The 12370-nt window shown below is 71.4% G+C and carries 11 protein-coding genes and 1 pseudogene; 9 read left to right on the top strand and 3 right to left on the bottom strand.

What is annotated here, in order from left to right:
* Nucleotides 1-5: 5 nt before the first annotated feature.
* Entirely contained in the window at nucleotides 6-797 is a 792-nt protein-coding gene (gene modA / locus O7632_RS08100; protein ID WP_278112743.1) for a molybdate ABC transporter substrate-binding protein, read from the bottom strand.
* A 43-nt stretch (nucleotides 798-840) separates the two neighbouring features.
* Complete coding sequence (locus O7632_RS08095) at nucleotides 841-1437, bottom strand: TetR/AcrR family transcriptional regulator (RefSeq protein WP_278112741.1); 597 nt, start codon at nucleotides 1435-1437, stop codon at nucleotides 841-843.
* A 78-nt stretch (nucleotides 1438-1515) separates the two neighbouring features.
* Between O7632_RS08095 and O7632_RS08090 the strand changes: the two genes are divergently transcribed.
* Entirely contained in the window at nucleotides 1516-3393 is a 1878-nt protein-coding gene (locus O7632_RS08090) for an ABC transporter ATP-binding protein (RefSeq protein WP_278112739.1), read from the top strand.
* 108 nt (nucleotides 3394-3501) lie between these two features.
* On the top strand, nucleotides 3502-4158 hold the full coding sequence (locus O7632_RS08085) for a hypothetical protein (protein WP_278119918.1): 657 nt from the start codon (nucleotides 3502-3504) through the stop codon (nucleotides 4156-4158).
* A gap of 47 nt (nucleotides 4159-4205) precedes the next feature.
* On the opposite strand, the gene O7632_RS08080 is transcribed toward O7632_RS08085, so the two are convergent.
* Nucleotides 4206-5024: a bacterial transcriptional activator domain-containing protein gene (locus O7632_RS08080; RefSeq protein WP_278112737.1), complete on the bottom strand. Its 819-nt coding sequence runs from the start codon at nucleotides 5022-5024 to the stop codon at nucleotides 4206-4208.
* 347 nt (nucleotides 5025-5371) lie between these two features.
* Between O7632_RS08080 and O7632_RS08075 the strand changes: the two genes are divergently transcribed.
* The 7 genes and pseudogenes from O7632_RS08075 to O7632_RS08045 all read left to right on the top strand — a co-directional run bounded on the left by O7632_RS08075 (nucleotide 5372) and on the right by O7632_RS08045 (nucleotide 12319).
* On the top strand, nucleotides 5372-5716 hold the full coding sequence (locus tag O7632_RS08075; protein WP_278112735.1) for a TcmI family type II polyketide cyclase: 345 nt from the start codon (nucleotides 5372-5374) through the stop codon (nucleotides 5714-5716).
* Nucleotides 5713-7524 (top strand): annotated as a pseudogene (gene accD / locus O7632_RS08070) (acetyl-CoA carboxylase, carboxyltransferase subunit beta); the annotation flags it as partial. The gene O7632_RS08075 and the pseudogene accD, both read left to right, overlap by 4 nt.
* A 119-nt stretch (nucleotides 7525-7643) precedes the next feature.
* A complete protein-coding gene (locus tag O7632_RS08065; RefSeq protein ID WP_278112734.1) occupies nucleotides 7644-8231 on the top strand; it encodes a biotin/lipoyl-containing protein in 588 nt (195 codons plus the stop codon).
* A gap of 12 nt (nucleotides 8232-8243) precedes the next feature.
* The gene (locus O7632_RS08060; RefSeq protein ID WP_278112732.1) at nucleotides 8244-9662 is read left to right on the top strand and encodes an acetyl-CoA carboxylase biotin carboxylase subunit; all 1419 of its coding nucleotides are present in this window, start codon (nucleotides 8244-8246) and stop codon (nucleotides 9660-9662) included.
* A gap of 53 nt (nucleotides 9663-9715) precedes the next feature.
* A complete protein-coding gene (locus O7632_RS08055; protein ID WP_278112730.1) occupies nucleotides 9716-10591 on the top strand; it encodes an SRPBCC family protein in 876 nt (291 codons plus the stop codon).
* Nucleotides 10584-11039 carry a cupin domain-containing protein gene (locus tag O7632_RS08050; protein WP_278112729.1) on the top strand — a complete coding sequence of 152 codons (456 nt, stop codon included), beginning with the start codon at nucleotides 10584-10586 and terminating at the stop codon, nucleotides 11037-11039. The genes O7632_RS08055 and O7632_RS08050 overlap by 8 nt, the downstream gene beginning before the upstream one ends.
* Complete coding sequence (locus tag O7632_RS08045) at nucleotides 11036-12319, top strand: beta-ketoacyl-[acyl-carrier-protein] synthase family protein (protein ID WP_278112726.1); 1284 nt, start codon at nucleotides 11036-11038, stop codon at nucleotides 12317-12319. Before O7632_RS08050 ends, O7632_RS08045 begins: the two co-directional genes overlap by 4 nt.
* Nucleotides 12320-12370: the final 51 nt, after the last annotated feature.

Raw genomic sequence — 12370 nt, 5'->3', positions numbered from 1 at the left:
GAGACTCATGGGAGCTGGAATCCGGCTTCGGCGAGCACCGCCTGACCGGCGGCGGAGCGGACGTACGCCACGAACGCCTCGGCCGTCACCGGGTTGGCGGCCTGGGCCAGGGTCACGATCGGGTAGTCGTTGATCGCCTCGGCCGATTCGGCGAACTCGACGGCGGCCACCTCGTCGGCGGCGCTGGCGGCGTCCGTGCGATAGACCAGTGCCGCGTCGACCTCGCCGAGACGCACCTTGGACAGTGCCGCCCGTACGTCGCGTTCGTAGGTGACCGGCACCAGGTCGCTGCCGGCGGCGTCGAGCGCGACGCGGGCGGCGGCGCCACAGGGCACCTGTTCGGCGCAGAGCGCCACCTTGACCTCGGGCGCGGTGAGGTCGGCCAGGCCGGCGACGCCGGCTGGGTTGCCGTCGGGCACGGCGATGACCAGCTGGTTGCGGACGAACACCACCGGTTCGCCGGCTGCGTCACCGGCGTCGACGACGGTCGCCATGGTGGTGGGGCTGGCGGCGGCGAAGACGTCGGCCGGTGCGCCGGCGGTGATCTGCTGGGCGAGCTGGGAGCTGCCGGCGAAGTTGAACGTCACGGTGACATCGGGGTGGGCGGCTTCGAAGTCGGCACCGATCCGGGTGAACGTGTCGGTCAGGGAGGCGGCGGCGAGTACGGTGAGCGGTCCAGTCACCGTCGCTGGTGACGTGCCGGATACGCCGGATTCCGAGGGCACAGGGTCGGCACAGCCGACGGCGACCAGGGCGACAGCGACGGCGACCAGGGCGGTACGCGGTGCGCGGCGCATCAGCTGCTCTGTTCGACGACGACGTTGGTGCACCTTGCGGATGCTAGCTGCCGAGCGCCTTGCGGAGCGTACGGAGGCACTGGTCGAGTACCTGGTAGCGAGGCGCCGCGTGGTCGTTGACGTACTGCCAACTGGCGTACAGCAACGCCCAGAGCATCTGCTGCGCCCAGCGCGGGTCGACCTCGGGATCGATGCTTCCGTCCGCGTGGCCGCGTTCGATCAACCGCAGCATCGACCGGTCGGCATCGGTCTCCTGGTTCCACTCCGGCCGGCAGGCGATCTGCGGGTCGTTGCAGATCATCGCGAGCGCGCCGCCGAGCGCGAAGTACTCCTGGCAGAGGCGTTCGATCGCGGCGAGGGCGCTTCCCCGGTCGGGCTGGGCCCGGTCGGTGGCCGCCGCGATCCGGTCGAGTACGTGATGGCCGAGCCCGTCGAGCAGGTCGGTGCGTTCCGGGAAGTAGCGGTGCAGAGTGGTCCGGCCCACCCCGGCTTCGACGGCGATGTCGCCGAGAGAGGCAGCCGGATCACGGGACAGCACGATGACCGCGGCGTCGAGTATCGCCCGGCGGGTGCGCGCGCGGGTAGCCGTCTCCACCCTGCCGACCTCTGCTTCCGTCGTGCCCGCCGCTGCTGTCGCCATATCGGCAAGGTACCGGACATTGCTCCGTAAGCGAATCACGATTGACCGTCTCGGAACAGGTGTGTTCCACTTCCAGGTATGACCGACCCGCACGGGGAACAACCATCCGGCATCGACCCGCCCGTACCGGCACCCTCCTCCGCATCCGACGAGGCCGGGCGGCTACCCCGCCTGCGCCTGCTCTGGTCGTTCGCGCGACCTCACCGCCGCGCGCTCGGACTCGGGCTGATCCTCGCCCTGCTCGGCTCCGCCGGTGGACTCGCCACACCGATGGTCACCAAGTGGGTGCTGGACAGCCTCGCCGGATCCACGTCGTTGCGCGACCCGGTGGTCGCCCTGCTCGGCCTGCTGGCACTGGGCGTCGTCATCTGGCTCTGGCAGTGGATCCTGCTCGGCACGGTCGGCGAACGGGTGGTGCTCGACGCCCGCGAGTCGATGGTCCGTCGGCTGTTCCGGGCCACCGTACCGGCGGTCACCACCCGCCCCACCGGCGAGTTCGTCACCCGGGTCACCTCGGACACGGTGCTGCTGCGGGAAGCCGCTTCGTCCAGTGCGATCGGGCTGATCAACGGTTCGGTGATGCTGGTCGGCACCCTCGCGCTGATGGCCGTACTGGACCTGGTGCTGCTGGCCGCCACGGTCGGCGCGATCGCCGTGATGGCCGTCCTGTTCAGCCTGCTGATGCCGGGCATCGCCAAGGCTCAGGAGCGGGCCCAGGAACACGTCGGCCGGCTCGGCGCCGCGCTGGAAGGCACGCTCCGGGCGATCCGTACGGTCAAGGTCAGCCGGGCCGAGGCACGCCAGTCCGACCGGATCGTCGGCGAGGCACGCGAGTCCGCCCGGCAGAGCATCCGGGCGATCCGCCGGGAAGCGTTCGCCTGGACCATCTCGTGGACCGGCATCCAGCTGGCGATCATCATGATCCTCGGCATCGGCGCGTGGCGGGTCAGCACCGGCGCTCTGCCGGTCTCCAGCCTGATCGCCTTCCTGCTGTACGCATTCGGTCTGATGGGACCGGTCACGACGCTGGGTCGGCACGTCACCGCGCTGCAGTCCGCGATCGCGGCGGCCGGCCGGATCCGGCAGATCGAGGCGATGGACGTCGAAGCCGATCCGGCCACAGTCACGGTCACGGTCACCAGCGGCCCCGGCCCGGCGGCCGTACCCACCGACGCCGCCACCCGTCCCGTGCTGGAACTGCGCGCGGTCACCGCCGGATACGGGCCGGACCAGCCGGCGGCGGTCCGCGACGTCGACCTGGCCGTACCGGCCCGTGGACACGTGGCGATCGTCGGCCCGTCCGGCGCCGGCAAGACCACCCTCTTCTCACTGATCCTGCGCTTCCTCGCCCCTCAGCATGGCGAGCTGCTGCTCGACGGTCAGCCGTACCCGACGCTCACCCACGACCAGGTCCGACAGCGACTGGCGTACGTGGAGCAGGACACCCCGGTCATCCCCGGCACCATCCGGGAGAATCTGTTGTTCACCCATCCGGACGCCACCGACGAGGAGATCCACCGGGCGTTGGGGGCTGTTCGACTCGCCGACAAGATCGACTCGCTGGTCGACGGGCTGGACACCCCGCTCACCCCGTCGTCGATGTCCGGCGGGCAGCGGCAACGGATCGCGCTGGCCCGGGCGATCCTGCGCCGACCCGACGTCCTGCTGCTCGACGAGGCGACCGCCCAGGTCGACGGGCTCACCGAGGCGGCGATCCACGAATGCATCCGGGAGCAGGCGGATCACGGCGCGGTGGTCACCATCGCGCACCGGCTCTCCACCGTCATCGACGCGGACACCATCGTGGTCATGGAGGACGGCCGCATCCGCGCCCGAGGCGACCACGAAACGCTGCTCGCCACCGACACGCTCTACCGGGACCTGGTCGAGGCGCTGCACATCGCCGAGGCAGGCACCCGGGCCGCCGAGGAACTGGCGGTGAGCAACGCCGGCTGACCCGCGCGGACGGTGACCGGTTTGACCGGCGGCCCGGCGGGTACCGGCGAGTCGAGGATCCCGGCGGCGGATGTCGAGGATCCCGGCGAGGGACGGGTACGGGCGGACATGGTGCACCAGTCGCGACGGCAACGGTTGGTCGCGGCCCTGCTGGACCGGCAGGGCCGCACCTTCTGCGCCGACGCCGGGATCGACCTAGCCGACAAGCCTGCGCCGCTGTACCAACTGCTGGTGCTGTCCACCCTGCTCAGCGCCCGGATCTCCGCGCGGATCGCCACCGACGCGGCCGCCGAACTGTTCGCCGCCGGCTACCGCACCCCGGCGACTATGCGGGCGGCGGGTTGGCAGGATCGGGTCGACGCGCTCGGCCGCGGTCACTACCGGCGCTACGACGAACGGACCGCCACGATGCTCGGGGACGGTGCCGAGCTGTGCCAGCGACGTTGGGGCGGCGACCTGCGCCGGCTGCACGCCGACGGCGGCGACGATCCCGCCGCGCTGCGCCGACTGCTCACCGTGTTTCCCGGCATCGGACCGACCGGCGCGGACATCTTCCTGCGCGAGGCGCAGGCGGTGTGGCCACGGCTGCGGCCGTACCTGGACCGGCGGGTGATCGCCGGTGCAGGCAAGCTCGACCTGCCCACCGCGCCCGATCGCCTGGCCGGACTGGTCGGCGACCGGGATCTGCCCCGATTCGCCGCCGCCCTGGTACGGATCTCGCTCGGCAGCCGCGACGCCGAAGAGGTCCGCGCCGTCGCCGCGTGACCCGCCGGCCCCGCCAGCGTACCGATCCCGAGGGTCGCGCCCGAGCGTCACCGGATCAGCCGGGGCGTCACCGGGTCGTCCCGGGTGCGCCCGGTGGCCCGCCGGGTCGACCGAGCCGGCCGAGCCGGCCGGGCCGGTCCCTCCCGGATCGGCGCGAGGATGTCGCTGAGCAGCGCCGACATCGCCGTCGACGGCTCCAGCTGCAGCTCACGCAACACCAGATCGCGGTACGCGTAGAAGGCATGCAGCGCCTCGTAGGCGTTGCCCTCGGCCAGATGGATCTGCACGATCAGCCGGTGCGGTGTCTCCCGCAACGGCTCGGCCCCCATCGCTTCCAGGGCGGCCTGCAACGCCTCGTCGTGCCGACCAGCGTCCAGATAGGATCGGGCGACCTGCTCCAGCATGTGCAGCCGCAGCTGACGCAGCCGTTCCCGTTCCAACAACACCCAGTCGTCGTACCAGCCCGGCAGCAGATCGTGCCGGGCGGCGGTGAGGACGGCGGTGGCCAGCCGGGGATCGCCACCGTCGCGCACCCGCGCGGCGGTCCGGACCAAGTCGTCGACGTCCACCCGGATCGAGGTGTCGAGCCGTACGGTGTCGCCGACGGTCCGTACCGGACAGCCCGGCTCCCGCCGCAGCCGCCACAGCCCGGTGCGCAGCGAGGAGAGGGCCCGTTCCTCGGCGGCGTCCGGCCAGAGCAGACCGGCCACGTGGGTACGGGTCGCCCCCGGCCGCAGCCCGATCAGCGCGATGATGCGTTGAAGTCCACGAGGGACGGTTATCGGGCCCGCCCCGTCCACCAGCCGGAATCCACCCAGGAGCGAAAGCCGGTGAGGTGCTTGCGGAGTGCCTGCCTCTGACGTCACGGCCGAACCCCCTGCACGCGTCGGTCACCCGGTCGCCGTTGCTGGCATCACATCCTTGCGTGTCGGAGATTAACAATTACGGTTACTCTCAGTCAATGACCGAGTCGGGTATGCGATCGCTGCCGCACCCAACGACACCGCCCTGACCTGCTGTTTTGATCGACTCAACCCGGCAGGCCACACCACGACGGGCCAGATAGCCGATCACACAGTGTACGGATCACTCGTCATCTTGGCGTCACACGTCCACCGGCCGTCGAGCCGCCGACGACAACGCGGGCGTGACGCCGTCACCGGCATGGTGGCCACCAGTTCGGCCACGTCGCACGCAAGCCCGGGAGGAAGCCATGGATCGGTCGCTGATCATCGCCAGGGTGATACCGGACGCGGAACAGCAGGTGGCCGAGATCTTCGCCGAATCGGACCGGACCGAACTGCCCGGACTGGCCGGCGTACGGCACCGCTCGCTGTACCGGCTGCACGACCTGTACGTGCACCTCATCGAAACCGACGACTCGGGTACGGCCGCGGTCGCGCAGGCGCGCCGACACCCCGAGTTCGACCGGGTGAGCCAGCGACTCGCCGCCTACATCTCGCCGTACCTGCCGACCTGGCGCGCCCCGCAGGACGCGATCGCCCACCGCTTCTACCGGTGGGACGCGCCGGCCGAACCGTCCCGGCGGAAGCCGTGACGCGCCGGCCCGCCCCGACCCGCGATCTGTGGCTGCGCTGCGCGGCCTGCCGAACGCTGGTCTACCGGCGCCGGATGCGCCGCAACCTGGAGGTCTGCCCTGAATGCGGACATCATCGGCGACTCACCGCGCCGGAACGGATCGAGCAACTCGTCGACCAGGATGGTTTCACCCCGCTACCGGGTCAGGCCGCCGAGGTGGATCCGCTCGAATTCGTCGACTCCGTGCCGTACCGGCAACGACTCGCCCACGCCCGGACCGCGACCGGCCTCACGGAGGCGGTGGTCTGCGGCAGCGCCCGAATCGGTGGCCACGGCAGCGTCCTGGCGGTGATGGATTTCCGGTTCCTCGGCGGCAGCCTCGGCTGCGCCACCGGGGAACTGATCACCCGGGCGGCGGAACAGGCACTGGCCGTACGCGAGCCGTTGATCCTCGTCACCGCCTCCGGTGGGGCCCGGATGCAGGAAGGTGTGCTCGCGCTGATGCAGATGGCCACGATCAGTCAGGCCATCGCCGAGCTACGGGCCGCCGGGCTGCTCACGGTCAGCGTGATCACCGATCCGACGTACGGCGGGGTGGCCGCCTCGTTCGCGACCAACACCGACGTGGTGGTGGCCGAAGCCGGGGCCCGGATGGGCTTCGCCGGTCCCCGGGTGATCCGCGAGACCATCCGGCAGGCCCTGCCGCCCAACTTCCAGACCGCTGACTTCCTGCTCCGACACGGCCAGCTCGACATGGTCGTGGATCGACGTGACCTGCGGACCCGGCTCCGGGCGCTGCTCGCGCTCGCCGGCATCACCACCGGCACCACTACCGGCAGCCGTGGGTACCGGGCCGGCGCGGCCGTCGTCGGGCCGGCAGCGGCACCAGCACCGGTATCAGCGGCGGTACCGGCCGACCCGGCTGCCGTACCGGCGGGACCACAGACCGGCCAGGCCAACCCGGCGGCAGCCGTACCGGCGGGACCGCAGACCGGCCAGGCCATGCCGGCGACTGCCGTACCAGCCGCCCGTCGCGGCGAGCCCCCGGACCCGTGGCGGTCGGTCCGGGCAGCCCGCGAACTCGGCCGACCCACCACCTTGGACTACCTGCACAGCGCCTTCGACGGGTTCGTCGAGCTACACGGCGACCGGTTGGGTGCCGACTGTCCGGCGATCGTCGCCGGGCTGGCCCGGGTCGGTGACCACCCGGTCGCGGTCGTCGGTCATCAGAAAGGTCACGACGCCCGGGAGATGCTGGCCCGCAACTTCGGCATGGCGAGCCCGGCCGGCTACCGCAAGGCGCTACGGGTGATGCGGCTCGCCGGACGGCTCGGACTACCGGTGGTGACGCTCATCGACACCCCCGGCGCGCATCCGGGTGTGGAAGCCGAGGAACAGGGTCAGGCGGCGGCGATCGCCGAATGCCTACGGACCATGTCCCGGCTGCCGACCCCGGTCGTCGCGGTCGTCACCGGGGAAGGTGGCAGCGGCGGTGCCCTCGCGCTGGCGGTCGCCGACCGGGTGCTGATGCTGCAGAACGCGGTCTACTCGGTGATCAGCCCCGAAGGTTGCGCGGCCATCCTGTTCCACGACCGCACGGCAGCCCCCAGGGCCGCAGCCGCGTTACGCCTGACCTCGGCGGACCTGGTCCGGCTTCGGGTCGCCGACGCCACCATCGCCGAACCGCCCGGCGGCGCGCGACACGATCCGCTGGCGACCGCAGAACGGGTACGGTCAGCGCTGCTCGGCACCATCCCTCCGCTGCTCGCGCTGCCGGTGCCGGAGCTGCTGCGGGCCCGCGCGCGACGGTTCCGCCGCTACGCGGCCGGACCGCTGCCGGCAGACGACGCGGTGCCAGCCGACGACGCGGTGCCAGCCGACGGCACGGTGCCCCGGCAGGACATCTCACGACCGGCGGCGGACCAGACCATCGGGGTGGTGCGGTGATGCCCGACGCGCCCACGAACGATGCCCCGGCACCGGCGGAACTCACCGGTCAGCTTCGCCGGCTCGCGGAACAGACCCACGCGTTGGTCGGCGGGCTCACCGGACCGTTACGCCGGATCCAGGTACGGCACGGCGAGACGGTGATCGAGATCGAATGGCACGACCCAGCCGTGGTGGGGCGTCCGGACGTCGGACCCGGAGACGGGTCGCCGGCCGTACCCACTGACGGGGCACAGCAGCGGACACCTGATCGGAGCGCCCCGCCGGGTCCCGACCAGATCCCTGCTCGGGACACCGGGCACGGCCCTGGTCAGCACAACGGACACGGTGGCGACCAGGCCGAGACGCGCCCGCAGGTCCGCTCGCCGATCGTCGGCACCTTCTATCGGGCCGCCGAACCGGGTGGCCAGCCGTTCGTCGCCGTCGGCGACCGGCTGCGCCCCGGTCAGGTGATCGGGATCGTCGAAGCGATGAAGTTGATGAACGAGATCGCCTGCGACCGGTCCGGGGTGGTGGCCGCGGTGCTCGTCGCCGACGGCACGCCGGTCGAGTACGACCAACCCCTGATCACGCTGGACCCTGGCTGAGGAGGCGTACCGGTGTTCGAGAAGATCCTGATCGCCAACCGCGGCGAGATCGCGTTGCGGATCGCCCGCGCCTGCCGGGAACTCGGGGTGCGTACCGTGGCGGTCCACTCCACCGCCGACCGGGACTGCGCGGTCGTCCGGTTCGCGGACGAGTCCGTGCACATCGGTCCGGCGCCGGGCCGGCTCAGCTACCTCAACGCCGCCGCGATCATCGAGGCGGCCCGGCAGACCGGGGCCCAGGCGATCCATCCCGGATACGGTTTCCTCTCCGAGGATCCGGACTTCGCCGAGATCTGCGCCGACAACGGGCTGGTCTTCATCGGCCCACCACCGGCGGTGATGTCGGCGCTCGGCGACAAGTCCCGGGCGCGGGCGGTGCTCGGCGCGGCCGGGCTGCCCCTGCCCCCGGGCAGCCGGGAACCGGTCGCCGACGCCGCTCAGGCGGCGCGGGTCGCCGCCGAGATCGGCTACCCGGTGATCATCAAGGCGGCGGCTGGTGGCGGCGGGCGCGGGATGACCGTGGTGGCCGGCGAACCGGAGCTGGCGGCGGCGTACCGGCGGACCCGCCAGGCCGCCCGGACGGCCTTCGGCGACGACCGCGTCTACCTGGAGCGGTATCTGACCCAGGCCCGGCACGTCGAGGTCCAGGTGCTCTGCGACGGGTACGGCAACGGCGTGCACCTCGGCACCCGCGACTGCTCGGTGCAACGCCGCCACCAGAAGCTGATCGAGGAGGGTCCGGCCCCCGTGCTGCCGGCGGCGATGCTCGACGAGATGGCGTCGGTGGCGGTACGGAGTGCGTTGGCGGTCGGTTACGTCGGCGCCGGGACGTTCGAGTTCCTGGTAGACGAGCACGACCGGTTCCACTTCATCGAGATCAACTGCCGGATCCAGGTGGAGCATCCGGTCACCGAGATGATCACCGGCGTCGACCTGGTGCAGGAGCAGGTGCACATCGCCGCCGGCACACCGCTGCGGCTGCGCCAGTCCGAGATCCGGCCCCGGGGAGTGGCGATCGAGTGTCGGGTCAACGCGGAAGATCCGCAGCGCGGATTCGCGCCGGCCCCGGGCCGGTTGGAGCGTTTCGAGCCACCCGGCGGACCGTTCACCCGGGTCGACACCCATGGTCGTCCCGGTTACCTGATCAGTCCGCACTACGACTCGCTGCTGGCCAAGGTGGTGGTCTGGGCACCCGACCGGGAACTCGCGCTCAACCGGATGGAGCGGGCGCTCGGCGAGTTCCAGGTCTGCGGACCGGGCGTACGCACCACGATTCCGTTTCTGCGTCGGGTGCTCGACGACGCCGGTTTCCGCAAGGGACGGTACTCGACCACCCTGGTCGACCGACTCCTCGACGAGCCAGCCGACCGGTCCGACCGGTCCGGTGAGTCCGGTGAGTCCGACCCACCCGATGAACCAGATCAGCCGTAGACCTGGATCGACCTGCCGACCGATGTCAGTTTCGCGCACCCTGGGAGGACCAGATGAGCATCACCGACGAAAACCGGCCCGTCACCTCAGCCGACATCACCGCCATCCTGGTCCGCAACTGCGGGCTCGACGCGGCCGGCGCCGCCGCGACGCCGGCCGCGTCACTGGCGGAACTCGGCATGGACTCGCTCGCGTTGCTGGAACTGCAGGCCGTCGTCGCCGACCGCTACCGGGTACGGATCCCCGAGCAGAGCGCGGAACTGACGATCGCCCAGATCACCGAGCTGATCGCCGACGGGATCGCCACCGGCGAGGCTCCCGAAGGCGAGGCCCCCGAGGGCGAGGCCCCCGAAGGCGAGGCTCCCACACAGGATGAGACCGCGCCCCAGGACGAGACCGCGACGCCGGCTGAAGCCAGCGCCGGACCGGACGTACCCGACCCACCCGGACACACCGAGAACAGCATCGTCATCGCCGCCCCGCTCCAGCTGGTCTGGGACGTCACCAACGACGTCAGCCGCTGGCCCGAGTTGTTCACCGAGTACGCGGTGGCGACGATCCTGCACCGCCGGGGCGACACCGTACGGTTCCGGCTCACGATGCATCCGGACGAGAACGGCATCGCCTGGAGCTGGGTCAGCGAACGCAGCGTCGACCGGGCGCGGCGCGAGGTACGGGCCTACCGGGTGGAACCCGGACCGTTCCAGTACATGCGCATCCACTGGCGATACACCGAGGTACCGGAAGGCACCCGGATGACCTGGATCCAGGACTTCGCGATGCGCCCGGACGCACCGGTCGACAACGCGGCGATGACGGAGCGGATCAACACCAACAGCCGGATCCAGATGGAGATCATCCGGGACCGGATCGAGACGGTGGCCCGCCACCATGGGCTGGTCTCTTCGGGAGGTGCCGGTCATGAGTGACCCCCGCCACGTCGCCGCCCGTGACCTCGCCCCGGACCGCCGACGCGGAGCGGAGCTGCGGGTACTGCTGGGACCGAGAACCGTCGGCAGCACCTCGGGTTTCCTCGGTGTGGCGGTGCTGCGCCCCGGCGAGACGATCGCCGAGCACTACCACCCGTACAGCGAAGAGTTCCTCTACGTGGCCCGGGGCGCGATCATCGTCGATCTGGACGACCTGCCGGTGGCCGTCAACCGGGCCGAAGCGCTGTTCGTGCCGATCAACACCCGGCACCGGCTGCGCAACGTCGGCGGCGGACCCGCCGAGGTGGTGTTCCACCTCGGCCCGCTGGCACCCCGGCCGGAACTCGGCCACGTCGACACCGAAGGTCCCGGGGTGATCGGTCCCGGGCCGGACACGCCGCTGCGCCCCCGACCGCCGTCGGCCGTACCGCGCGAGGTCCGGCAGTGAGGTCCGCCCGCGCACCCCGACGTACGGTGGTGACCGGTATCGGGGTGGTGGCCCCCGGCGGGGTCACCCGCGACGACTTCTGGGCGACGATCACCGCCGGCCGGACCGCCACCCGCCGGATCACCTTCTTCGACCCGGCACCGTTCCGGTCGCAGATCGCGGCCGAATGCGACTTCGACCCGGTCCGCGCCGGGCTCACCGTACGGGAGCGACGCCGCGCCGACCGGTACGTGCAGTTCGCCCTCGCCTGCTCGATCGAGGCGATCACCGACGCCGGCCTCGACCTGACCGACGCCGGTCGGAACCGGGCCGGAGTCGCCCTCGGCTCGGCGGTCGGCGGCACGATGGCCCTCGAAGAGGAGTACGTCGTGGCCAGTGACAGCGGCGCGCGCTGGTTGGTGGATCCGGACTGCACCACGCCGTACCTGTATCAGGCGCTGGTGCCCAGCAGCCTGGCGGCGGACGTCGCCTGCCGGCACGGTTGGCACGGCCCGGCGCAGGTGATCTCCACCGGCTGCACGTCCGGCATCGACGCGATCGGCTACGCCCATCAGCTGATCGTGGACGGTGACGCCGACGTCATGCTGGCCGGCGCGGCAGACTCGCCGATCTCACCGGTGACGCTCGCCTCGTTCGACGCGATCAAGGCGACCACCCCGGACAACGCCGATCCGGCCCACGCTTCCCGCCCGTTCGACGACAACCGGCACGGATTCGTCCTGGCCGAAGGAGCGGCCGTGCTGGTGCTGGAGGAACTCGACCACGCCCGACAGCGGGACGCCCGGATCTACTGCGAGCTGGCCGGGTACGCCACCCGCAGCAACGGCTACCACATGACCGGGTTACGGCCGGACGGCATCGAGATGGCGGCGGCCATCCGCGATGCGATGAATCAGGCACGGCTCCATCCCGACGACGTCTCCTACGTCAGCGCGCACGGCTCCGGAACCAGGCAGAACGACCGGCACGAGACCGCAGCGTTCAAACGGGCCCTTGGCGAGGCGGCGTACCAGGTGCCAATCAGCTCGATCAAGTCGATGGTGGGCCACTCGCTCGGCGCGATCGGCTCCATCGAAATGGCCGCCTGCGCGCTCGCGATGGCACACGGGGTGGTGCCACCGACCGCCAATTGGTCGACCCGCGACCCCGAGTGCGACCTCGACTACGTGCCGAACGTCGCCCGCGAACTGCCGGTCGACGTCGCGCTCTCGGTCGGCAGCGGCTTCGGCGGGTTCCAGTCGGCCATGGTGTTCGCCCGCCCGGAGCGGGGTCAGCGGTGAACGCCGACCGACGGCCGGCCGGCAGCACCGACGGACAGCCGGCGGACAGCG

Source organism: Solwaraspora sp. WMMD406, assembly GCF_029626025.1.
Classification (GTDB): Bacteria; Actinomycetota; Actinomycetes; order Mycobacteriales; family Micromonosporaceae; genus Micromonospora_E.
This window is presented reverse-complemented; position numbering and strand designations above follow the sequence as displayed.